Genomic DNA, 24423 nt, shown 5'->3' with positions numbered 1-24423 from the left:
GACCGCATGGCCAAGGCCGGACTCACCCTGGAAACCCCCCTGGCCGAGGGCGAGAACTACACCTCACCGCTCACCCCGCCGCCCGGCCACGGCCCCCGCCACCCGGATCGCGACCACGACGCCTGACCGCCGCACCCCAAACAGTCGAGGGGTGGGGAGAGCCGCGACACTGGGACTCTCCCCACCCCTCGGCTTAGCTACGACGCGTCAGCCTCCCGCAGCGAACTCCACGACCCCTCGCACCCGACCGCGAAGTGCGGGCGCGTCATATCCTTGGAGTCCCGTACATCGATGGCCTACTCGGTGACAGCGACCTCGATGCAGCTGTCTCCCTGAGTGCCGCTGTAACTGGACTTGAACCAGGCGAGTTCGGACATGCTCATAGCTCTCCTCGCAGTCACTCCAGCAAGCCCCACGAGTCCTGGGAGTTCAGGGAGTTCAGGGCCTGCGAGCGCAGTGTGCAATAGCACTGGTAGAGGAGGCCTACCTCTTGCGCGCCGGAGCCCAGGCGCCCGTTTTGCTGCCCTTCGGAATATGCAAAGCGTCACCGTTCCAGAGTCTCCAGAAACTGCACCAGACCATCCGAACACGCATGAAACTCAGCGCCCACTGGCATGACCTGAAGGGGCACTTTACGTTGCGCGCTCGGCCCCCACGTACCGGGCCGCGACTTCCGTCTGACGCTCACCTGACCGAGGAACTCACACTCGAGGAGCCACCGTGGAGACTTCCACTCCCCTCTCTCCTCATCAAGGTCACGGACGCGCGCGGCGAGCGGCTTCCCGGTGACCCGGACCAGGCCGAGACGGAGTCGCAGCCCACCGCCGAATCCGGCCGCGAACTACTCCTCGCCTCCCACCTCGCCGACCGCTGGGGAACCACAGCCTTCCCTCCCAGCGGCAAAACCGTGTGCGCCGAACTGGGCACCACATGCGAGAGCCCCCAGCCGCCGCGGCCTCCCCCACATCCACACGTCGACCAGCCGAACCGGTTACATCAAGCCAACCGTCCTGTGGAATCGCCCGGCAGTGTCAGTCCTGCCCTCTACGCTTCGTAGTGATCGACTCAGCGGTGCACTGTGGCCCCACCCACCACCCGGCACGCCCCTGGACGACCACGACGAAGCGTGAGGCCCTCATGGCGAACGAGTACCCCGAGTTCTTCCTACGCCTGCCGAACGGCGGCCCCGTCGCCCGTGGCCGGCAGACGGACGTCCTGGGGACGAACGGCAGTCGGAAGTTCGTCGTGGGGCCAGGTCAACCGGTACGTGCCGACGTCGTACCGTCCTTCGCCACCCGCGCGCCCTCCTCGTGCCGGTTGCGCGAAAAGCTGATCGCCGACGAGGGGATCAGGTCGTCGCAGACCTGGCCGGGCTTCCTGGAGACGGCGGAGGAGATCACGTTCAACTCCTCCTCCGAGGCAGCGGCCGTCCTGCTCGGCAGGAACTCCAACGGGTGGACCAACTGGAAGACCGAGAACGGCCACCCCTTGTCCGACTACATGCCGGGCACCTGGTGGGGCCCCTCCCGCACTTGGCTGGTCCGCGGTTCCAACGTGACCGGGCTCGACCTGGTCCAGCGCATGTGGCTTCTGGAGGAGCGGGTGACCCTCGCCGCCTCGCGGCTGCGGCCGGGCGTGCGGCAGGGGGTCAGCAAGGACGCGCTGCGCACCTTCGTCCTTGAGGACTACGAGTCGACGGCCACGTACAGCCAGAAGCAGGACCTGGTGGAGGGACTGCACGCGTTCCTCTCCCGGATGAAGCCGGGCGACACTGTCTGCACCATCTCCGACGGCCGACTGTACATCGGCGAGATCACCGGTGAGGCATTGCAGCAGGAGTCCGAGGACCAACGGTCGAACCTGAGCCGTCCGGTGACCTGGCAGGAGACCGGGTTCCCGTACGAGGAACTGCCCGAGGAGCTGCAGCAAAAGCTCTCCAGCCAGCACGACGTGGTCGACCTCACCTCGGTGCAGTCCGTGATTGAGGGGCTCGGCCTCACCAACGAAGAGCTGGCCGACGAGGCCGAGGCCATAGAGCGTGACCCCAGCGGCGAGCTTCCGGCCCTCACCGCCCGACGCGACCTGGATCTCCCCGTCCCCTCGCAGGAGCTCGCCGACGAACTGCACGTACACGACGTGAAGTGGCTGCGCGAGGTGCGAGACCTGTTGTGGGACGAGAAGCAGGTGGTGCTGTACGGCCCGCCCGGGACCGGCAAGACCTACCTCGCGATGAAGCTCGCCGAGGCCCTTGGCGGCGGACCGGAAAAGGCGCGGGTCAAGCTGGTCCAGTTCCACCCCGCTTACGCGTACGAGGACTTCTTCGAGGGGTTCCGGCCGCGCGAGCATCCGGACACCGGCGAGGTCGCCTTCCGACTGACGCCGGGGCCGCTGCGGGAGCTAGCCGACCTCGCCGACCGCGAGGGCAACCGCCACATCCCACACTTCCTGATCATCGACGAGATCAACCGCGCCAACCTCGCCAAGGTATTCGGCGAGCTCTACTTCCTGCTGGAGTACCGCAAGCGGTCAGTCCGTCTGACGTACTCCGACGACGACTTCGCTCTGCCGTCCAACCTGTTCGTCATCGGCACGATGAACACCGCGGACCGTTCCATCGCGCTTGTGGACGCGGCCATGCGCCGCCGGTTCGCCTTCGTCGAGTTGTCCCCGCGCACCGAACCCACCAGCGGCCTGCTTCGCCGGTGGCTGGCGGTAGAGAACAAGGATTCCGAGCCGGCCGATCTGCTCGACGCACTCAACGCACGCATCGAGGACGCGGACTTCCGGATCGGGCCGTCGTACCTGATGAAGAAGAGCGTGTACCGCGACGGCGGACTCGACCGCACCTGGCGGACAAAGATCCTCCCCCTCCTCGAAGAACACCACTACGGCGAGGGGATCGACATCGAGCGGCGTTACGGCCTCCCGGCACTGCGCCGGACACTGCCCTCCGCCACGACGGGCACCCCCGCCGACGTTTCCGCACCCGAGCCGCCCGCGGCACCAACAACGGAGACACCGGCGTGACGACCGTCCCGAACGGCCCCCCGGAGTCAGCCACCGTCTCGGGCGCCTCGGCCACCGAACCGTTCAGCATCGAACTCGTCGAACACGCCCCAGCAGTCAGCCACCCCTTGCCCGCCGCCATCGGGCGGGCTCTGGCCGACTCGGACATCGTGACCGCAGCCCCCGATCCACACGCCGCAGGGCACTGGCGGCTCCGAGCCGGCAGCAAGGTCGGCGCGGTCCAGGTGACCGCGCCCGGAGCTGATCGTCCGCTCACGGTCCGCGTCACCCCGAAGGTCTCGATCTCGCGCCTGTTCTTCCTCCTCGGCTACAGCCTCGATCCGAGGAAGAACTGGCGTGACGGGCAGGTCGACGTGGCCGCCCATCAAGACCTGATGCCCGCGCTCGCCCACGCAGTGGAGCGCCAGATCGACCGAGCTCTGCGCACAGGACTGCTTCAGGGCTATCGAGTGGCTAAGGAGACCGGGCTGGTCGTGCGGGGGCGCGTCCGGCACGCGGACCAGATGCGCCGCCATTTCGGTGCCACCCTGCCGGTCGAGGTGGCGTACAACGAGTTCACGGCGGACATCGCGGAGAACCGCATCCTGCGCGCGGCCGTGGAGCGGCTACTGAGAGCGCCGGGCGTACCGCGCGAGGTGCGCCGCAGGCTGCTGCACCAGCGTGTGCGGCTCGCCGACATCTCGCCCCTTGTACGCGGGCACCGACTGCCCGAGTGGCTTCCCACCAGGCTCAATGCCCGCTACCACCACGCCCTGCACCTGTCCCGAGCGGTTCTGGACGGCACCTCCGTCGAACACCTTCCGGGCGGTCTGCGCATCGACGGGTTCCTGTTCGACATGAACCGACTCTTCGAGGACTTCGTGACCACCGCGCTGCGGGAGACGCTCCGGGACACCACGCTGACCGCTCGCCTCCAGGACTCGCATCACCTGGACGAGAACGACGAGATCCGCATGAAGCCCGATGTCGTGCTGTACGGATCCGATGGTTCACCGTGCGCGGTGGCCGACGCGAAATACAAGGCAGAGAAGCGAAGCGGCTTCCCCGACGCGGACCTCTACCAAATGCTGGCGTACTGCACAGCACTGCGTCTCTCCGAGGGGCACCTCATCTACGCGAAGGGCAACGCCGTACACACCACCCACCGCGTCCGAGGCTCCGGCGTCGTCATCCATCAGCACGCACTCGATCTCGACCAGCCACCGGAGCGTCTTCTTTCGGCCATCGCCTCACTGTCCCGTCGGCTGGCGCCGCGCGACCAGCAATGAGCAAGACCTCCCTACATATGATCAACAGCAACACAGCACACAGCGGGGAGTTCCGGTCGTGCCGCAACTCGCGTTCGCCCAGAGCTTTTGGGAGAGCTTCGACGCGCTGGAAAAGCAGGTCAAAGCAGGTATGCGCAAGGCAATGGCCAATTTCCGGCAGCTGACCATCGCCGAACTGCGGGCCGACAAGGGTCTCCACCTAGAATCCGTGGACAACGTACGCGATCCGCGGATGCGGACGATCCGTGCCGCATTCTGCTCACCACTTACACCAACGCTCTCGCCCACACGCTTCGCGAGAACCCCTCCTTCCTTCTCGACGGTGAGTGCGCGAGAGCAGCACAGCTACTGGCCGACGCGTCCCCCGCGCACGACCACGTGGTCGTCGACAAGGCGCAGGATCTCCACCCGTCCCAGTGGCGGGTACTCCGCGGCGCTGCCGCACCGGGACGCGATGACCTGTTCCTCACCGGCGTCCCTCACCAGCGCATCTACGACTCCAAGGTCTCGCTCAACTCGCTCGGCATCGCCGTGACCGGGCGCAGCAGCCGGCTACGGATCGACTACCGCAGCACGGAGGAGATCCTGGCCTGGTCCACGAGCATTCTGCCCCAGGTTCCGGTGGAAGATCTCGGCGGTGACGGCCGGGACAGCCCGGCCGGGTACCGGTCCCTGCTCCACGGACGCGTGCCGGTGTCGGAAGGCCACCCGAGCGAAGCAGCGAAAGTGGTGGCTGTCGTCCAGCAGGTGCAGGAGTGGTCTTCCCAGGGGGTGCGCCCTTCGGAGATCGGTGTGTGCGCCCGGTTCAACCTCCTGCTGGGCAGCCTGCACAACCTGCTCAGCGCGGCGGGAGTCCCCGCCGTCCTCGTGCGCGACAACCCCTGCCCGGATACCGAGGCGGTCCGCTTGGCTACCGCGCACGCGATGAAGGGGCGCGAGTTCTGCTGCGTCGCCGTTGCCGGAGTGGCGTCCAGCGCCTTCCCCTTCGCCCCTGAACTGGCCTCGGTCGCAGCCGACAGCGTTCAGCACGGCTCCGATCTGCTGAGGGAGCGGTGCCTGCTGTTCGTCACCTGCACGCGCGCTCGCGAAGCACTTCACGTGTCCTGGTCGGGGACACCAAGCGAATTCGTCCCCTGTTCGGCATCTCGGCAACCGGGTCCGCACGGCACCCATCGGCCTGTCCCTCATGGCAACCAGCGCTGGGCCTGCTCCCGCGTGACGCGGCCCGCATCGACGTGCCACAGACCGTTCGGTTTGTCCCATCGAGCGCCCAACTGCCGCTTCGCCTCATCCTTCTCCCCATACGGAACAGCAAGGTAGAGACGCCCATCGACCACATCACCGGGCTTGATGCCGTCGGTCGACCGCGCGCGGGCGTCTGCTGTTCGCCTCGGATCTCGGGCTGTTGCTCCATCTTCTTTCCGGGACTGCGCCACCACACGGGGGCTCCATGCTGCCCGGTCCTTGCGGGCGCGCTCCACGACGTGACTGACCCGTTCACAGGAGGCGGGATCGGTGAAGCGCATCATGAGGTCGGTCGGGCCCGTATTCGCGAGGAGATTGAGTGATCCGTGCCAGAGGACCGTGCGGTCGAGGATGAGGACCTTCTCATGCATACGTTCTCTGAAGTCCACTTCACACCCAACCCCACGCAGCTCGTCGATGCGCTGCTGGTGGCGGTCGGCCGCAGTCGTGTCGCGCTGCTCCTCGGCGGCGCGTGTGTAGATCACCACCCGGACTCCCTCGCTGACGCGCTGCCCGAGCAGAGCCGACCACTTGCTGACCGGCCTCGGATCGAGGAAGGGACAGTAAAGCTCGATGCTACTCGCCGCGCGAGCGATGTCCCACTCCACCGCTTTGTACACCTCGTCCGCCGGGAAGAAAGCCGGCCGCTCCAGTTCCTCCGCACTCAGCGATGAGAGTTGCGCGGCATCACGGATGGGCACGAGCTGATCGGCAGACATCACCTGGGCATGGTTCTCCAAGTGATCTAGCATGACGCGCGCTTCACTGTGGGGTGGCAGATGCGTTCGCAGATGCTCAAGATCTGCGACGACGATCAGATGGTCCTGGGCTCGGCTGAGAGCGACGTTCAGCAGGCGGCACGTGGAGGAGGAGAGTCCTGTGCCTTGGTAGAAGAAGCCAGGATCCTTGCCCGCGCCGACGGCCGTGTCGAAGACGACGATCGGGCGCTGGCTTCCCTGGAACCGGTGGATCGTGTCGACCAGCCCCTCGTACTCCTCCCCGAACCGGTACTTCAAGCTCCCCTGCAGCGCCTTGACCTGCGCCCGATAGGGAGCGATGACGGCGAGCCGGTCCGAGGCGCGCTCCCCCTGGGGAACCTCTGCGGCATGCCACTTGCGGCCAGGAAGGACCTGCTCGAACTGGAGGCCACGGACAAGTTCGTGCACCACGGCCTCGTTCACCGTGTTGGCCTTCTTATCGGGACCCGCGATGCGCTGCTTGGAAGTGTCGATAAGAAGGACCGTGGCATCAACCAACGGGTTGGCGGGAATACGGCTCATGTCGCCCCGCCCTGTGCGCAGAGGGGCGTCCGGGTAGGCGACAGCATTCACCACCGCGCAGATCGGCTCACGCATACGGTACTGAGTGTCCAGGGACACAAGCCGAGGATCCTGGATAACCGCACCCGACGCGGATACGAGACCCGCAGCATGGAAGGCATCCCTAGACGCCCACTGCCGGGAGTGAGCACGCTCCTCCTCTCTCGCTTTTCGGTCTCCCTCCCCTTTGGTGACGGCGGGGAGCTGCCGAAAGTCCCCGGCGACCACCACTCTCTTGCCGGCCAGTCCTGCTGCAAGCCAGGCGGAGGGCAGATCGACCATGCCCGCCTCATCGATCACCACGACGTCAACGCGATCCAGTAGTTTCCGCGACTGAACGGCCTTCGCGACGGTGGCCCCCATGACTCGGCACCTGCCCCGAACCGTGTCCTGGATCTTCCTGCGCTGCTGGTCGAGCGTTTCAAGGCGCCTCTGCTCAGCCTCCGCCTGGTGGGCAAGAACGGGCCGCGCGGGCACACCGCTCAGCCGCTGCCTCGCTGCTGCCGTGCGGCCGGTGAGTTCCTCGATCTCGTAAGCCACCTCGCGCTCGCTTCTTCTGACGTCCGCACCTTGCTGACGGGCGAGCCGCAGCTCCCTGTCGGTCCGGTCCAGCTCTGCGTGTAGGGCCGCTAGCTGGTTCTCCCTACGCTTGGCGAAAAGGCCACTCGGGGTGCCCAGTTGAGCAATCTTGAGACGCAGCTCCGCAGCCTGCGCTTCCGCGCGAAGGATCGCCTCGTCATGAGCCCTACTGTGCTGCTTCGCGATGGTTTGGCCCTGGCGAGCAGTCGCGAGACGTTCCTCAAGGGAAGCCATGTCGTCGTGAAGGGTTATGAGGGCCTGTTTATTCTTCAGGCTTTGACTCGCCTGGCTGAGAGCCTCATCCAACTGGGCGGAGACGCGAGTGGTGATCTGCGACGTGTCGACGTAGGCGCCGTATCGCTCTCGCAGGGAGGCGACTTCGATATCCCCAGCACGCTGGACCAGTCCCTCGGCGAAGCCGTCCTGTGCGGCCAAAAGGTCACAGATGCGTTCCAGGGCCTGGTCGACAGCCACCTTGGTCGGCGCAAGAAACAGCACGTTGAGTCCCTGCCGGAAGTTCCCTTCCACGACATGCCCGACAACATCCGTCTTACCCGTTCCTGGAGGTCCCCACAGAAAGAGAATTTGGCTCGCCAGAGCCTGCTCGATGGCCAGCCTTTGGCGTGAATTGAGCTTGAGCGTCTGCCAGTTCGATACCCAGCGTCCGGGGTTGGAGTCTCGTGCAATCTGCGGGGCGCCCCGCCCGACGATCCAGCCGGCGCTGTCCACCCGGACGGAACTGCCCGCCTCACCAGCCGATTCGAGACGCGATGCGAGAGTAGCGAGGCCCGCGGAATCATCTCTCCGGATCTGGATATTCCGCACCGACGGACCGTAGTCCTCCGTGGCGATCAGGCGCACTGTGCCATCGGGCATCCGCGAAGCCTCGGCTTCCGCCCAGAGGCCACGGGCCTGCGACTCTCGCACGAGCACGGGGGCACCGTCCAGTGCCTCGTTCCACTTCCTACAGGCGAAGAGATACTCGAATCGCCCACCGGCGACGGAGATACGCCGTCCACCGGAAAGCGACACTTTGTGGGTGTCACCCCCATCTCCGCGACGCTCTGCAAGGATCTCTGCCCGCACCGCGGCGAGCAACTCGGTCACCGGATAGGGCGTTCCACTCTGCGTCATATCGAGACTCCCCCATTCCTATTCACATCACCCGCGGCCGCTACCCGAAAGGCTCCTTGGGCGATCTTCGCAAGCCTGGCCCTCCCAACTACTACACGGGCGATCACGCCGCTGACAACGGAAGGTCACACCGCCACAAGCCGGACGCGATCACCGCAGAGCTTGGCCATGCCATCGATATCGGATGTCACCTTGGCCACCGGACGGTGCTGTCGCAGTGCAGCTTCGATCGCGTGCTTACGCCCGTGCAAACTGGCCCCCATCAGCAGCTTCGAGGCTGCCCGCGCCTCCTCGTCGCCCACCGGCACTACGCGCAGTCCGGGGGCACCCGGTTCGGGCGAGACTTGTCGGTACGGGCGTGGACGGCTTCGATAATGGCGAGCGAGCTGATCACGACTTCCATACCGCGCGAACGCTCCCCGATGTTGTACGTCGTCTCATCCGGACGCAGATCGCGTCAAACGAGTAGAAGGGCTCCACGGTCTACGCCTCCACAGCGCCGCGGCCTCATGCCAACACGGGAAGACCTCTCATCCCAGCACTGGAAAGGGCTAAGGGCCCGACTCCGAAGAGTCGGACCCTCTCTGACCTGCATGTTTGCCAGATCAGCCGCGCGGCGATGAGCCACCCACTACACGTTGAACCGAAATCTGTAGTGCAGAGCTCCCACCTGCGGAAACGCGGGTTTTACAGTGGGCATCCCAGCACCATCCCAGCACGGGCGTTCCATCCCAGCACCGTGCATCTGGACGGCTCTCGCCACTCCCACCCACCTTGCGTGTCGGCGCTCCGGCTCGTCTCCCATGGACAGGGGGGACATCGCGTCCGTGGATGCAGGCTGCGGCACACTGCAGATTTTCCCGAAAGCGATGACATGCGCGAGTAGCCGACGGCTGTAGACCTCGACCGTCGTCTTGACCGAGCGGTGTCCCAGCCAGCGCGAGACCTCGTGGATCGGCACGCCGTTGGCCAGGGCCGTGGAGGCGAAGAAGTGCCGCAGGCTGCGGGGCGTGTACTTGGCATTGCCGTCCAGGTCAACAAGGCCGGCCGAGAGGCATGCCTTCTTGAACTGGTAGCCGTAGGACGCGATGGACGGCATCACGCCAGCGCCAGGCTGACGTGGAGCAAAGAAGGTCTCGAGCCGAATCCGTTTCCCCTTCTGCCCAGTGAAGACGACGGGCACCGGCTTCCACTTCAGGAGGTGCGCGTCGATCTCCTGCTCAATGAACAGGGCGGTTGGGACGTCTCGGCACTCCTTCTCCAGCCGATGCTTGAGCGGCACGAAGGGGGTCTGGCAGTCCTCACGGTGCGCCTTGGCACTGACCTGCCATCGGATCCTGACGTAGCCAGGTCGCCTGCACTCGGTGGAGAAGGCCAGGGCTTCGCTGGGGCGCTGGCCTGTGCCGGACTGAAGGTAGACGGTGAGGCGGAAATCTGGCGCGATGTGCGCAGCGATCAGATCTACCTCTGCTGGCGTCGGAACGTCGTCCTCATCCACCGCCACAGCATCCCTACGGGAGATACGGATGCCCCGGGCAGGGTTCTCCGTCATGCGCTTGTCGACGACAGCCGCCTCCATGATGGCGGCCACCATCACCATGCGGTCGTTCACGGTCGATGCAGCCAGCCCTGCACCGCCTTGGTAGATGTCCTTGACGAACTTCTCAAAGTCCCGCCGCGCCAGCCCAGCCAAGGGCTTACCGCCAAGGCGCGGTGCGAGATGGTTACGGATGAACCCTTCGTAGTTGCGGCGGGTCGACTCACCGATGACTCGCCGCTCAAGCCACTCCTCAGCCCAGACCGCCAAGGACATGGCGCTGCGCGCAGGGTCGACCCAGACTCGGGCCTTCTTGTCCTTCTCCACGCTGGCTGCAAAGGCGTCCGCACCATCCACGCCGATTTTCCGCGGAAACGACTTCTCCCTCTGCCGCCCCCGTCTTCCGCCCAGCTCCCGGTACCGCACGGTCCACGCATGACCGCACCGTGGACGCGCACACGGATAGTTCCGATCCCGGGCGTCCCGCTTACACCTCTGAAAGACGCTCGCCACCCACCACCCCGATCTGCCGGACCCCTGTCCTTGAGATCGTCACCATCGCCTCGTTCGTCAGCAAGAAGCTCGCCGCTAATCCGCCCTTTTCGGCGAACATGCCGCATCATCGCCCTGTCGAGGGCACGGGAAGGCAGCCAGCCATACGAAACGACATCACGCCGCTCGATCTGCGCATCCGGTGCGGAGCCGCAAGGAAGATCGCCACTGACGGCGAGCGCCGCCTCCGGGCGGCCGAGGCAACCAGAACAAGCAGCAGCTACCCGTACACCAAACCAGCTGGGCCACCCAGCGTCGCCCCGGCCGATCAGTCCCCCTCGTACCCGAGCCCGACACCCGCCAGCCTCAAGATCATCCGCTAAGACGCATCGGCCCCGCTCCGGACGATCACCGAAGACCGACGGGCGGCCGCTCTGGCTTCGGAGAAGTCGGGGCGGCCGCCACCACGACGCTGCAGCACATAGTCCCTCTCGCCTGTTAGCAGGGCGGGACTGGCCGCTGTCAGTCCACCGGCATAGGCTGCGCTTGCGGATAGTCCGCAGAGGTTCATGTAGCAACAGACGGGCTCCAACCCGTCCCAGGGGAGGTCGAGGGTGCTCCTCCGCTTTCGGGTGGCCAATCACCGCTCGATCCGCGATGAGTGCGAGCTGTCGTTGGTCGGCACCGCAGCTGGTGCCAGTGCAGCGCGAGTGACCACGCTCCGCGACCAGGGCAAGGCTGTGTCAGTTCTCCCCGTGGTCGGAATCTTCGGTGCGAATGCTTCAGGCAAGACGAACCTTCTTCGGGCACTGTTCGACATGCGGGACGCAGTACGGACATCATTCGCCGAATGGGCGGCCAAGCCGAGCGTGCCACGTCAGCCATTCAAGCTAGACGCGGATGCCGTGGACGAGACGACGCTCTATGAAGTCGACCTCATGCTGGGTGTGAACCCTGTCCGCTACACCTACGGCTTCGAACTCTCGGACGAGCGAGTGGAAGCTGAATGGCTGCACGCCTACCCAGAGGGAAAACGCGTCGTCTGGTTCGATCGAGAAGCTGACCGCCCAGAAGCCGAAGGTGGCGAGTTCCTCTTTCCCAGTTCCGATTCCGACTCTGGTATCGGATTTCTCGGGAAGCGGGACGTACTCGTACCCGTCACCCGCCCCAACGCTCTCTTCTTGTCCACCGGTGCCACGCTGAACGACCCACAGCTCGCCGCCCTCCACAGGTGGTTCTTGAACAATTTGTGGCTGATGACTCCTGGCCAGGACGTAAAAGCCAGAAGTGACTGGACACGGCGCCTGCTGGCCGACCCGAAGCGCGGCAAGGGCTACCGAGAGTGGCTGGCGGAACTGCTTTCCGTTGCCGACCTGGGCATCAGCGGTATCGACATCGACCGCAAGACCGGCGAGATCACTCTGCGTCATCGCAGCTCGGACGGCAGGGACGTCGCCCTCGATTTCCTCGGTGAAGAGTCGCTCGGGACACACTCCTGGTTCGCTTTCCTCGGCCCAATGCTCTCCGTCCTCGATGCCGGCACAGTGCTTCTGGTGGATGAGCTCGATTCCAGCCTCCATCCCACATTGGCCGCCGAGGTCGTTCGACTCTTCCAGGACCCGAAGTCCAACCCGCGCGGTGCGCAACTGATCTTCACCACGCACGACGCCACGCTCCTGGGCACTGCAGTACTGGATCGCCCGCTTGCCCGCGAACAGGTATGGATCACGTCCAAGAAGACTTCAGGCGCGACCGACCTGTATCCGCTCGCAGCAGCCGGACCTGGCGATGACGAGGACCTGGAACGCGGATACCTGCGTGGTCGATACGGAGGTTCACCCCGTGTCAGCGTGGGCGAGATTGCCCGCGCTCTCGCCTGGCGGGAGAAGGAACGGGTACGCGAGCAGGAGGCGAAGGCGTCAGCGTGAGCGGGTGGGGCGGGCAAGAGCAAGCATCGGGCCTCGAAGAGCCCAAGGCGGTGCCGAAGAAGCGGAAAAGACGCACGGGAAGTAACGACAAAGAGCGTTCGCTGACGCCCGTTCAGGTAGCGGAGCGTCAGCAGGAGCGGGTCCTCTATGTGGGCTGCGAGGGCGAGTCGACGGAGCCCGATTACCTGGATTACCTGGTCAAACGCTTCGGATCTGGCGAGCGGACGGGGCAGCCGTTCCGAATCGTCCCCGTTTACAAGGCGAACGGCCTTCTGCCGGAGCAGGTTGTTGAGGCTGTGCGCGAGCATGCCGCGACGGACGAGACCTGGGCACTTTTCGACCGGGACGAACACACTCAGATTCCACAGGCGTTCGAATACGGCGCCGCCGATAGTACGGAGATTTGCTTCTCGCACCCATCCTTCGACCTGTGGCTACTTCTTCACTTCCAGGCGTACGGCGGACGACAGAGTGGCAAGAGCACGGACGTGGTGAACAAGCTCCGCGCGACCGATCCGGCGTTTAAGCGTTTCGACAAAAAGAATGACAAGAGCATCCAGGGGGCGCGTCGAAAAGCGCTTGAGGGGAGAACCAAGGCAGCCATCGCACACGCCAAGAGTCTCGTCTCGCAGTGCGAGCACGGCGCATGCAAAGCAAGCCAGCACAAGGCCACTCCTGTCGACCGCACCAGCCTGGACAACCCCGACCACCTGCCTCAGTCCCCTCGCAAGTGGGCCGCTCGCTCCGGCCATGCTCTGGACTGCAAGATCTTGGACCGGGACCCGTCCACCGATGTGTGGCGTCTCCTCGTCAGCCTCGGCATCGAGCACGACGACGACTGACGCAGCCTCTTAAGACCGACTACGTCGAGCGGTTTCCGCCCGACGCCCCGGGGCCACTACGCTGCCCTGGCACTCTCCCTACATTTCCGACCCCACGAAGGACCGGCGCGTGGCCCGCATCACCCTTCCCCAGTTGGAGCGGCACCTCTTCGCGGCCGCCGACATCCTGCGCGGACGCATGGAGCCCTCCGACTACCGGGACTACATCTTCGGGATGCTGTTCCTGAAGCGCGCCTCGGATGAATTCGAGCCTGAGTGGAAGCGCGTCTATGAGGAACGAAAAAAGGAGACCGGCAGTGTGGAGCTGGCCCTGAAACGGGCCGACAACCCCGACTTCTACCGCCACGTCTTTTACGTCCCGCCGCGCGCTCGCTGGTGGACCGGGCCGCATGTGCTCGACCCCGAACACCCGGAACAGACCGTCCCGGGAATCGAGGCCCTCACCGCAGAGACCAGGGGCCCAGACGGAAACCTGATGAAGGTGGGGGAATACCTGGACAAGGCACTCGTCGCACTCCAGGAAGGCAACAGCAGACTGTCCGGCGTCGCTTCGCATATCGAGTTCAACGCAGTCGCCGGCAATAAATCCCGCTTTACGCCGAACGAACTGCTCGCGCTGATCCGGCACTTCAGTCTCTACCGGCTCCGCAACGAGGACTTCGAGTTCCCCGACATGCTGGGGGCTGCATATGAGTACCTGCTGGGCCGGTTCGCGGATTCTGCCGGTCAAAGCGGTGGCGAGTTCTACACCCCACGCTCGGTGGTGAGGATGCTGGTACGCCTGCTCGACCCGCAGCCGATGGAAAGCGTCTACGACCCCTGCATGGGCTCCGGCGGCATGCTCATCGCTGCCCGGGAGTACGTCGAAGAGCACGGCGGCAACCCTGACGAGCTCGGCATCAACGGCCAAGACCGCAACCCCGCGTCCTGGTCGATGGCGAGCATGAACATGGTGCTGCACGGGATCCGGAAGTTCGACCTCCAGCACGGCGACACGCTCACCGAGCCGCTCCATCTCGACGAGAACAGACGCTTGCGTACCTTCACCAAGGTCCTCTCTAACCCACCCTTTTCCCAGCCGTACGACCAGGCGCAGGTGGCCGCCGCCGACGCTCTGCACGGCACTCGCATGCAGTGGGGGTGGGCACCCGAGAAGGGTAAGAAGGCCGACCTGATGTTCGTCCAGCACATGGTTTCAGTGCTGGAGGAGCGGGGTGTGGTAGCCGTGGTAATGCCGCACGGAGTCCTTTTCCGCGGAGGCAAGGAGAAAGAGATCCGCGAGGAGCTGCTGCGCGACGACTGCGTAGAGGCGGTGATCGGCCTCGGCCCGAACCTCTTCTACGGCGTCGGCATCCCCGCCTGCGTCCTCATCCTGCGCCGGCCACGCCGCAAGCACCCCGACCGGAGCAAGAAGGTCCTCTTCATCAACGCCGATCGGGAGTTCACGGTTGGCCGCAACCAGAACGAGCTGGGCCCCGAGCACGTCGAGAAAATCGTCACGGTGTTCCAGCGAGGACGGTCCCTGCCGGGTTACTCACGGTGGGTGGAGGTGAAGGACCTCCTCGCGGAGGGAGCGAACCTCAACATCCGTCGCTGGGTGGACAATTCACCGCCTGCAGAACCGCAGGATGTGCGGGCTCATCTGTACGGCGGCGTCCCGGTCAAGGAAGTAGCAGCGCAGTCAGACCTGTTCGGCGCATACGGCGTCGACGCATCCACGCTGTTCGCCGCACGCGACGGCGCCCCCGACTACTACGACTTCCTGCCCGAACAGCCTGAGGCCACTGTCAGCCGTATTGCGGAACAGGCCGCCGCGAAGGAAGCCTCACTGCGGGCGGCGTACACGGACTGGTGGAAGAAGGGCTCACTCCTCTTCGGCCGGCTGGCCGAAGACGGAAAGCTGATGGACCTGCGAGCCGGGCTGCTCGCTGGCTTTACGGAGTCCATCGGGGGCGTGGGAGTTCTCGACGAGTACCGCACGGCAGGCATCATCGCCGACTGGTGGACGCACGCACGCTACGACATGAAGGCCCTGGCGGCGGGCGGCTTCGCGCGCGTCCTTGAAGGATGGGTCGACTCGACGGAGGCAATCGTGAAGCCGGCGGAAGGTGCAGTGAGTAGCACCGGCTCTGCCAGGAAGCCGAAGGTGACCGTCTCAGCCGCAGACCGCCGACGTGCGATGGACCAGATGGTCGTACGTCAACTCATTCCTGAGTTTCTTCATCAGTACGCGGCCGTCGAGGCAGAAGTTGCCGCGGCCGACGCCGCCTACAAGGAGGCCGCGGAAGCTGTCGCGGCAGCGAAGCCAGCGTTGGAGGACGGTGACGACGAGGGTTCTCCTGAGGAGGAGAGCTCTGCCGAGCCGGTCACTCCGGAGGAACTGGCTCGTCTTGATGTCGAGTTGGCGCGACGAAGGAAGATTCGTTTGGCTGCCACAAAGAAGCGCAAGGCACTGGATGATCGGTTTCTGCCGGACCTCAAGGCAGCAGCAGAAATCGCTCTCGCGGACAGAGAGCGGGTCCAAGAGGTCGTCCTGGCCGTGCTGGACGAGGACCTGACCGGACGGCTCAACGCAGCGGTGGCGGCGGGGCGGCGGAAACTGGTGGCGGTGTTCCGGCGATGGGTGGAGAAGTATGCGGTGTCGTTGAGTGAGCTGGAGGGGGCGAGCGAGAAGGCTCAGGGGGAGCTGCGGAGCTGGTTGGAGGAGCTGGGTTATGGGCGATGACGACCAGTTCGTAGCTCGCGGCGAAGTCCTGCTGGATACGCTCCTGACACGCATTGAGGCAGGGAAGAGCCCCTCTGCCGAGGACACGCCTGCTGGTGAGGGCGAGTGGGGTGTTCTCAAAGTCAGCGCAGTTCAGGCCGGCCGGTTCGCATCACGAGAAAACAAAGTCATCCGGGACACGGCACTGATTCATCCTCACTATGAGGTCAAACACGGCGATCTACTCATGACGCGAGCGAACACTGAGGAGCTAGTGGGGTTGGCCTGCGTGGCGGAGAACCCGCCTCCGCGGCTCTTGCTCAGCGACAAGACGCTTCGGCTCCATGTGGACATGTCGGCCGCGGACCCCAGATTTCTTCAACTCGTTCTGACACAGAGGGATCTTCGACAGCGTGTGAGGGCACTAGCCACCGGCACGAGCGCTGGCATGAAGAACATTGGGCAGGAGCAGATTCGGCAGTTGGGCGTGCCCAACGTGTCGCTGGGCGAACAGCGCCGGATCGTCGCCGCACACGCCGCATTCGAGCGGCGCATCGGGGCTCTGGAGGGGGTACGGGCCAAGCTTGAAATGGCGCGTAAGGCCGCTGTCGCTCAAGCGATCACTGCCGCCTGGAAGCGCGGCCTCGCACCCTTGAAGGACATGCTTCAGCGGGTAGAGACCGGATGGAGCCCTGTGTGCGAGCCCAGACTCCCAGCAGCGGACGAGTGGGGAGTCCTGAAGCTCAGCGCCGTCACAACAGGAAGTTTCCGAGAAGGGGAGGCGAAAGCTCTGCCTCCGCAGATCGCGCCTCGGCTCTCACTCGAAGTGAAACCGGGGGACGTGTTGATGTCCCGGGCTAATGGCGTTAAGTCCCTCGTGGGTGTGGCCTGTACGGTCGAGAGGACTCGAGAGGGACTGTTGATCCCAGATCTGGTGTTCCGCCTAGTCGTGGATAAGCAGAAACTGGATCCGCGGTTCTTGGGGGTCGTACTCGCGTCTGACGAACTGCGTCGTCAGATCAACGATGCGATGCGAGGGTCGAGTGGCCAGTACAAGATCTCGCAAGCAGATGTCCGCGAGTTGCTCATTCCGAGCGTGGCGTTGGGCGAGCAGCGTCACGCTGTGGCTACCGGGGCGGCCTTCGAACGGCGTGTCACCGCCGTGGGCCAACAGATCGCGAAGTTGAGGACCATTCAGCAGGCTATGGTTGAGGACCTGCTCACCAGGCGCTCGAAGGCGAACGCCTCCTAAGCAGAGTGGCACATGGGCCCCTCCCTGCTGTCGCTCATGCCCGACCCACAGTTGAGCATGCATGCGGACAGGCCGGGACCTGGTGATCCTTGACGTGGTGACTGAACGCCCAGGCGAGTAAGCCATAGGCTGCCCTGCGGTCCGAGCCGATGCTGCTCAAGGCGCGACAGTCCCCGCTTGCGGCTTGATCAAAGGCCGAAACGCCTCTGGCTGAATCCCTGCCCAGACGTAGAGTTGCCGTACGCCTAAGGGCGGTACTGGAGCGCACGGGTGAGGGCAGGGAGTTCAACGGTGAGTGGGCAGCAGGGGCTACCGGGGATCGCCGGACTGGAGCAAGCAGGACCGGAGTATCTGAAGACCGAGAAGCCGCTGATCACGCAACTGGTCGAACTCGGGTGGGAGCACCTGGAAGGGGCCGCTCCCGGAAAGCCGGTCAGCAGCGCTGCCCTGTCCCAGCGAGCGACGTACAAGAGCGTAATCTACGAAGGCCGATTCCGGGACGCCGTGGCCAAGATCAACCCGGCCCCCGGGGGCAGCGGAACATGGCTGACTCCCGTCCAGCTTGACCGTCTCCTCGCCGTCGTCCTAGGCACCGCCCCGGGCCAGGGGCCGGCCGACCGGGGCGTGGCTGGGAATCTCGCGGTTACGAAACTGCTGCGCGACGGCGTCAACGCCCGGACCCTACCTGGCTGGCGGAAGGGCGACCCCGAGCATGTCCAGCTTGTCGACTGGGACGGGGAAAACGGCGGGCGTAATGATTTCCTGGCAGTGAGCCAGTTCCGCGTGGACCGCGAGGGGCTGTCCCACGTCACCCCGGACCTCGTGCTGTTCGTCAACGGACTGCCCTGGGTCGTCATCGAATGCAAGGCCCCGCTCACCTCTGGAAGCGACAGCAGGGCTGCCCTGGATGATGCTGTAGGCCAGGTCTGCCGGTACGCGAGCCTTGAGTCTCCTGCACCCGTGCCGGAGTTCACTCGGTTCGCTCAGGTCCTGATCGGCACCGACAGGACGTACGCCGAACTCGGCACCGTCACCTCGGCCCCCGAGTACTTCACGCCGTGGCGCACAACTGAGCCCGCGCCCGCCGACGGCTGCGACACCGACATGGCCATCCTTGTCACGGGTGTACTTACCCCAGACCATCTCCTGACGTTGGTGCGAGATTTCACCACTGAGCGCGGGCAGGGTGGCCGCACGCTCAAGGTGGTCGGCCGCTACCAGCAGTTCCGGGCCGTCCGCCGGCTCGCCCGAGCCCTCAGAGAGCGCACGACTGGGATCACGGCGGGCCACGAGGCCAGCCAGCGGGGTGGGGTCATTTGGCATACCCAGGGCTCCGGCAAGAGCCTCACCATGGCCTTCCTGGTACGTCACCTCAGGAGAACCCAGGAGCTGAAGGGGCACAAAGTCGTCGTCGTCACCGACCGCATCGATCTTGAGAAGCAGATCCTGGAGTCGATGGCCTCGGCTGAGGAGACCGTCCACCGGGCGGAGGGGGTAGCGGACGCACGTGCTCACCTCGCCGTGCGAGTACCCGACGTCGTCCTGGTCATGCTTCAGAAGGCACAGCGCGACGACACCGCTTACGACGGGCGCGAGGAGACGCTGGGCACTGAGGACGGCCATGAGAAGACACACGTCCAAGTCAACGTCGCCAATCCCAGTTCACGCATCGTGGTCCTCATCGATGAGGCTCACAGAGGCCAGGACCGCTGGCTGCACGCCCGGCTTCGAGCGCTGCTGCCGAACGCCGTGCTCGTCGGCTTCACCGGGACGCCCATCATCAGCGACGCGCGCAAGAAGACCGAGGAGATCTTTGGACCGATCGTCGACACGTACACGTTGCGTGACGCCGAAAAGGACCGGTCTGTCGTGCCAGTGCGCTACGAGGCGTACGACGTGCCGTTGGAGGTTGTTGAGAAGGCCGCGTTGGACACCAAATTCGACACACAGGTGCCTGCTGATCCGGAGCAGCGTGAACGCGTGCTACGGAAGTTTGCACGCCGGAAAGAGGTTCTCGAAGCGCACTCCGTGATCGCTGACAAGGCCGACTACATGCTGCGGCACTGGGCGGTCAACGCTCTGCCCGACCGATTCGGTGCCCAGTTGGTCGCTGTGTCCCGGCGTGCGGCTGTCCGGTACCGGAGTGCTCTGCTCATCGCCCGTGACCAACTGGTCCGGCAGCTCGATGAACTAGACCCAGCCCTACGCTACGATCCGGCAGCAGTGCTCGGCGCCAACAAGGAGACACGAGAGCTCCTGGCCATGCTCCCTCACCGGGACGTCCTTGCTTCCATCGACGCCGCAGTGGTGATCCACGGGGATCGGCAGAAGGATCCTGCGGATTGGCGGGACTGGACGTTGAAGTCCCGCCAAGACGCGCACATCGAGCGTTTCAAAGCAGGTCTTGGCGACCCGCTCGACTCCGCGGTCGACCCCTCTTGGGATGTTGACCCGCACGGCATGCCGGGGCAGGGGCTGTTCTCGCCCGAGACCCCTGTGACTGATGTCTGGACAGTTGGGGAAGAATCTAGCGAATTGACGGACGAGGATCGTTGGGATGCCACGGACGACGATCAGGAGGCCGCCGAGCCACTGGCCTTCCTCGTCGTCCAGTCGATGCTCCTGACGGGCTTCGACGCACCCGTTGAGCAAGTCCTCTACCTGGACTGTGCCCTCTCCGGTGTGGGACTTCTCCAAGCCGTAGCGCGCACTAACCGTCCGTACCCTCGCAAGAAGTGGGGACTGGTCGTCGACTTCGTGGGCATTGGCGATGAATTGGCCCGCTCTTTGCGCGACTACGAACAGCACCACCTTCGCAAGGTCTACGGCTATCAGGACGTGAGCGTCGACCACCTTGCACGGGACTTTGAGGGAGATCAGCCCACCAGCGACGGACTGCTCCTTCAGGCGGACGCTGCTGCCGATAAGCTCCTGACGGACCTCCACGGCTCTGTCACCCGCTTCCTAGAGGCGCGAAACCTCGCCTCGTACGACGTCTACGGAACCATTTCCCTGGCCGACGAGCAGCGCCGCGAAGCGCTCCTAGAGGAGCTCGCTGACCCGCTGGCACGTGGCGAGTTCGACGAGTTGGTGCGCGCCTTCCTCACCGCTCTCGGCGCTGTCCTCCCCCGTCCGTATGCACTTACCTATGAGCGGCTGGCCGGCCATCTCGGTGAGGTCCAGTACCTGGCGAGGCAGAGCTATCTGGACGGTCGTGACGAGTTCAGCCCGCGCCGGTACGGCGCCAAGGTACGCAAGCTCATCGCCGACCACATCCGGGTCACCGGTGTCGAGTTGCGGATTCCTCCCGTCGAGCTGACTGCGCCCGACTTCATGGAACGCGTCGAAGCGAACCAAGACGTACGCGCCAGGACCCGCTACATGATCAGTCGACTGCGTACGCACATCACGGCGAATATCGGCACGGACCGTGCGCGCTATGAGCTCTTCAGCAGCCGCCTGGAAGAGATCGTCCAGCGGATGCGCCAGGATTTCGAGCAGGCCGCTGCCGACCTCACCCGGCTCGTCGGAGATGTCACGGAGGACGTTGAGGAGCCGGGTCCGAGCCTCGATCCGCTGACTGAAGGGCCGGTGTACCGAGCGCTGGCTAGGGAGTTGGAGCAGCTCGACTCTGTCTCCGTTCCTGGAGACGTAGATCTCTACGAGGCAGCGTGCGGCATCTCCGTGGACATAGCCGCGCTGGTGAGACAACCGCACTTTCCGGCGCAGCCCGATGCGCGCGACGATGTACGCAGGGAACTCCGGTTCAGAGTGGCAGACCACCTCCACATCGAGTGGGAGGCGACCGCCGACCTGGCGGCCGGGCTCTTGGAGCTCGCCGTGGAGCGCCGTGACGACTTCCTGCGCTACGGGAGACGGTCCCCTTAGTAGATGCAGCGTCGGCGGCGCTCACGGCCCTGTCAGCGCCAGATGGTACGAATGACTGGTGAGCCTCGCCGTCCAGTCCGCCCTCGCGTCACTCCCCATGCCAAGGGAGTGGACGTGGCAGGTCGTCGTGCGACCACGACGCCGGACGCTGGGGATTGAGATCCGGGAGGACGGCGGTGTGCTCTTCGCTGTGCCGGCGGACGCCGATCCGCAGGCCGTCGCCGAAGCTGTACGCTCTCGGCTGCCCCGACTTGCCGACGAGGTAGAGCGACGCAGACATGGCGGAGGGGAACCTGTCAAGGAGCTGGTGGGCGGGACGAGCTTCGCGTACCTCGGGCGCCGCTACCGGCTGAAAGTAGTGCAGGCCGGTTCGGATAAGCGGGTGCGACTGAACCAGGGCTGGCTGGAGCTTCCAGAGACTGAGTCCCCGCGACAAGGTGCTCGCCTGATTGCCCAGTGGTACACAGCGCGAGGTACACGATGGGCATCCGCCCGCGCTGCACCTCTGGCTGAGCGCACGGGTGTCACTCCACGTAGCGTGACGGTCCAAGAACTTGGAGAACGATGGGGAGCCTGCGAGCCTGACGGCTCCATCAGGCTGCACTGGGCACTCATGCAGCTACCGCCGATCCTTGTGGATCTGGTTCTCGTCCATGAGCTCACACACCTGAAAGTACCTGCCCACGGTGCCGCCTTCCGGCGCAGAATGCGCATGACGCTCGAGGACCTTGACACTCTCGAGCGCCAGTTCACCGAAGCAGAGCCGAGTCTGTGGCGCGGAGCCATCTGACCGCTAGTGCTTGCACAGGTTGTGAGCCACGCAGAAGGGCCCGCCTCCACAGGCGGGCCCTTCATGCTCACGTTCCCGAGAACGGGAGTGTTTTAATTTTCAACTAGATGTTGAAGCGGAACTCCACCACATCCCCGTCCTGCATGACGTACTCCTTACCCTCCATGCGGGCCTTGCCCTTGGCGCGGGCCTCGGCGACCGAGCCCGTCTCGACCAGGTCGGCGAAGGAGATGACCTCTGCCTTGATGAAGCCCTTCTGGAAGTCGGTGTGGATCACACCGGCCGCCTCGGGGGCCGTGGCGCCCTTGGGGATGGTCCAGGCGCGGGTCTCCTTGGGGCCTGCCGTGAGGTAGGTCTGGAGGCCCAGGGTGTCGAAGCCGACGCGGCCCAGGGTGGCGAGGCCCGGCTCTTCCTGGCCCATGGACTGGAGGAGTTCGAGAGCCTCCTCGTCGTCGAGCTCGATGAGCTCGGACTCGATCTTGGCGTTGAGGAAGATCGCCTCGGCCGGGGCGACGATCGCGCGCTGCGCGCTCTTGAAGTCCTCGTCGACCAGCTCGTCCTCGTCCACGTTGAAGACGTAGAGGAACGGCTTGGTGGTGAGGAGGTGCAGCTCGTGCAGGAGGTCGCCCTGCTCCGTGCCCTTGGTGATGCCGGCGGAGAAGAGGGTCTCGCCGGACTCCAGGATGGCCTTGGCCTTCTCGACCGCGGCGAGGACCGCGACCTTCTCCTTCTGGAGGCGGGACTCCTTCGTGAGGCGCGGCACCGCCTTCTCGACAGACTGGAGGTCGGCCAGGATCAGCTCGGTGTTGATCGTCTCGATGTCGTCCTTGGGCGAGACCTTGCCGTCCACGTGGACCACGTTCTCGTCCTGGAAGGCCCGGATGACCTGGCAGATCGCGTCCGACTCGCGGATGTTCGCGAGGAACTTGTTGCCCAGGCCCTCACCCTCCGACGCACCGCGGACGATGCCCGCGATGTCGACGAAGTCGACGGTGGCGGGGAGGATCTTCTGCGAGCCGAAGATGCCCGCGAGGATCGCGAGGCGCGGGTCCGGCACGCCCACGACGCCGACGTTCGGCTCGATGGTGGCGAACGGGTAGTTGGCCGCCAGCACGTCGTTCTTGGTCAGGGCGTTGAACAGGGTCGACTTGCCGACATTCGGCAGACCGACGATTCCGATCGTGAGCGACACGTGGCGACTTCCCGTAGCGAGAATGGGTAGGAACGGGCCCGGACGGGCCGGTCCACCAGTCTACGGGCCCGCCCCGAACGTTCCCCCTCCCCTCACCCCGCCCACCTCGCCCGTCTCCGCCCACCCCCTCTCCCCGGGGACGCGCCCGCGCTCGCTGCGCCGCCAGGGCCTCCCTTGAAACCCCGCCGCCCCCGCCGGGGCCTCACCACCCCACGCCGACTGCCGGCCCCGCCGGAGCCTCACCACCCACGTCGATCGCCGGCCCCGCCGGAGCCCGACTCGTACGACCAACCCGTACAGCCAAGCCGCGCAGCCAACCCGTACGGCCAACTCGTACGACCCGTCGTACAACCACCCCACCAGGAGCCCGCAGGGCCCCACCCCACGAGAAGGGCCCCGCAGGGCCCGTACGCCCCACCGGGCCGACGCCCAAACGGACGGTCGAGTACCCGTCCCACCACACCCCCCATTGCCCCGAATGGTCGTATTGACCCCCGCGCCGGGCGGACTATCGGTCGAACAGATAACCAAGGTGAGACAAAGCGCGTGTCCATGGTCAGTACATCGGCGCATGGCGACCTACGTTGGTTCAGTGGAACGACCCAGCACGCGTACGCCCCGCCGTACGGCACCCCCGCCCCGACCCGCGGCCGAGCCTGCGCACGGGGGCGGCGGTGGTGATGCCGGCGCCGGCGCTGATCTTGGTGAGAGTGCCACCGTCTATCGGGCACGGAACGCCGGGCCGCTGCCCGAGCCGCTGCTCGCGATGGTGCGAAGACTGCCCGAGCCGAAGCTGACCGGGTTCGGCACCGGGATGCTGACCCTTTCGACCATGCTCGCGGTCGGGTGTCTCGACGCCCTGCTGCTGTCTGGTTCGCCCGTCGTGTACGGGCTGTTCTTCCTGTTGGTCTGTGCCGCGTCGGGGGTGTGGGTGCGGCCCGCCGACCTGATCGCGGCACCGGTCAGCGTGCCGATCGCGTTCGCGCTCGGGCTGGTGCCGATCGGCGAGGACGGCGACGGGTTCGGCGGTCAGGCCATGAACGTGGTGACCTCGCTGTCCCTCGAAGTCGCCTGGCTGTACGCAGGCACGCTGATGACCTGCCTGATCGTCCTCGTACGGCGCATCGCACTGGTCGGCAGGCGGCGCGGCCGGCAGCGGGCCGGGGCGCAGCGGACGGCCGAAGGTCGCGGCGCCGGCCGCGGCAACAGGCCCGGCACCGGCAGCG

General features: G+C 65.4%; 12 protein-coding genes and 3 pseudogenes. 10 read left to right on the top strand and 5 right to left on the bottom strand.

The window, feature by feature from the left end; translation table 11 throughout:
* Positions 1–197: 197 nt before the first annotated feature.
* Positions 198–383 (bottom strand): annotated as a pseudogene (locus tag AAHZ94_RS06790) (DUF397 domain-containing protein).
* A 754-nt stretch (positions 384–1137) separates the two neighbouring features.
* Between AAHZ94_RS06790 and AAHZ94_RS06785 the strand changes: the two are divergent.
* The 3 genes and pseudogenes from AAHZ94_RS06785 to AAHZ94_RS06775 all read left to right on the top strand — a co-directional run.
* Positions 1138–3027 (top strand): DUF4357 domain-containing protein, encoded by a 1890-nt coding sequence (locus AAHZ94_RS06785; protein WP_349991365.1) that lies wholly within the window; start codon positions 1138–1140, stop codon positions 3025–3027.
* Between the two features lie 68 nt (positions 3028–3095).
* Positions 3096–4295, top strand: coding sequence for an McrC family protein (locus tag AAHZ94_RS06780; protein ID WP_349991368.1), 1200 nt, complete (start codon positions 3096–3098; stop codon positions 4293–4295).
* A gap of 327 nt (positions 4296–4622) precedes the next feature.
* Positions 4623–5429, top strand: a pseudogene (locus tag AAHZ94_RS06775) (3'-5' exonuclease); the annotation flags it as partial.
* Positions 5430–5479: 50 nt separating this feature from the next.
* Here the strand turns inward: AAHZ94_RS06775 and AAHZ94_RS06770 are convergent.
* The 3 genes and pseudogenes from AAHZ94_RS06770 to AAHZ94_RS06760 form a co-directional block, all read right to left on the bottom strand.
* A complete protein-coding gene (locus AAHZ94_RS06770) occupies positions 5480–8572 on the bottom strand; it encodes an AAA domain-containing protein (protein WP_349991364.1) in 3093 nt (1030 codons plus the stop codon).
* A gap of 125 nt (positions 8573–8697) precedes the next feature.
* A pseudogene (locus AAHZ94_RS06765) lies at positions 8698–8975 on the bottom strand (DNA-binding protein).
* A 228-nt stretch (positions 8976–9203) separates the two neighbouring features.
* Positions 9204–10436: a tyrosine-type recombinase/integrase gene (locus AAHZ94_RS06760; RefSeq protein ID WP_349991362.1), complete on the bottom strand. Its 1233-nt coding sequence runs from the start codon at positions 10434–10436 to the stop codon at positions 9204–9206.
* Between the two features lie 779 nt (positions 10437–11215).
* Between AAHZ94_RS06760 and AAHZ94_RS06755 the strand changes: the two genes are divergently transcribed.
* The 6 genes from AAHZ94_RS06755 to AAHZ94_RS06730 all read left to right on the top strand — a co-directional run bounded on the left by AAHZ94_RS06755 (position 11216) and on the right by AAHZ94_RS06730 (position 22005).
* Entirely contained in the window at positions 11216–12529 is a 1314-nt protein-coding gene (locus AAHZ94_RS06755) for an AAA family ATPase (protein WP_349991360.1), read from the top strand.
* Positions 12526–13371 carry an RloB family protein gene (locus AAHZ94_RS06750; RefSeq protein WP_349991358.1) on the top strand — a complete coding sequence of 282 codons (846 nt, stop codon included), beginning with the start codon at positions 12526–12528 and terminating at the stop codon, positions 13369–13371. The genes AAHZ94_RS06755 and AAHZ94_RS06750 overlap by 4 nt, the downstream gene beginning before the upstream one ends.
* 109 nt (positions 13372–13480) lie before the next feature.
* Positions 13481–16096, top strand: coding sequence for a type I restriction-modification system subunit M (locus AAHZ94_RS06745; RefSeq protein ID WP_349991357.1), 2616 nt, complete (start codon positions 13481–13483; stop codon positions 16094–16096).
* Positions 16086–17327, top strand: a complete 1242-nt coding sequence (locus tag AAHZ94_RS06740; RefSeq protein ID WP_349991356.1) for a restriction endonuclease subunit S domain-containing protein — start codon at positions 16086–16088, stop codon at positions 17325–17327. The genes AAHZ94_RS06745 and AAHZ94_RS06740 overlap by 11 nt, the downstream gene beginning before the upstream one ends.
* 291 nt (positions 17328–17618) lie before the next feature.
* Entirely contained in the window at positions 17619–21215 is a 3597-nt protein-coding gene (locus AAHZ94_RS06735) for a type I restriction endonuclease subunit R (RefSeq protein ID WP_349991354.1), read from the top strand.
* Between the two features lie 97 nt (positions 21216–21312).
* Positions 21313–22005 (top strand): M48 family metallopeptidase, encoded by a 693-nt coding sequence (locus tag AAHZ94_RS06730; protein ID WP_349991367.1) that lies wholly within the window; start codon positions 21313–21315, stop codon positions 22003–22005.
* A 103-nt stretch (positions 22006–22108) separates the two neighbouring features.
* Here the strand turns inward: AAHZ94_RS06730 and ychF are convergent, their stop codons facing one another.
* Positions 22109–23197: a redox-regulated ATPase YchF gene (gene ychF, locus AAHZ94_RS06725; RefSeq protein WP_349991353.1), complete on the bottom strand. Its 1089-nt coding sequence runs from the start codon at positions 23195–23197 to the stop codon at positions 22109–22111.
* Between the two features lie 766 nt (positions 23198–23963).
* On the opposite strand from ychF, the gene AAHZ94_RS06720 reads away from it, so the two are divergent.
* On the top strand, positions 23964–24423 hold a 460-nt coding region (locus AAHZ94_RS06720; protein WP_349991351.1), incomplete at its 3' end, for a DUF6542 domain-containing protein.

The sequence above is a fragment of the Streptomyces sp. HSW2009 genome, assembly GCF_040240285.1.
In the GTDB taxonomy this organism is placed as follows: domain Bacteria; phylum Actinomycetota; class Actinomycetes; order Streptomycetales; family Streptomycetaceae; genus Streptomyces.
Note: the sequence above shows the minus strand (reverse complement) of the source record. Positions and strands in the feature narration are given on the sequence as shown.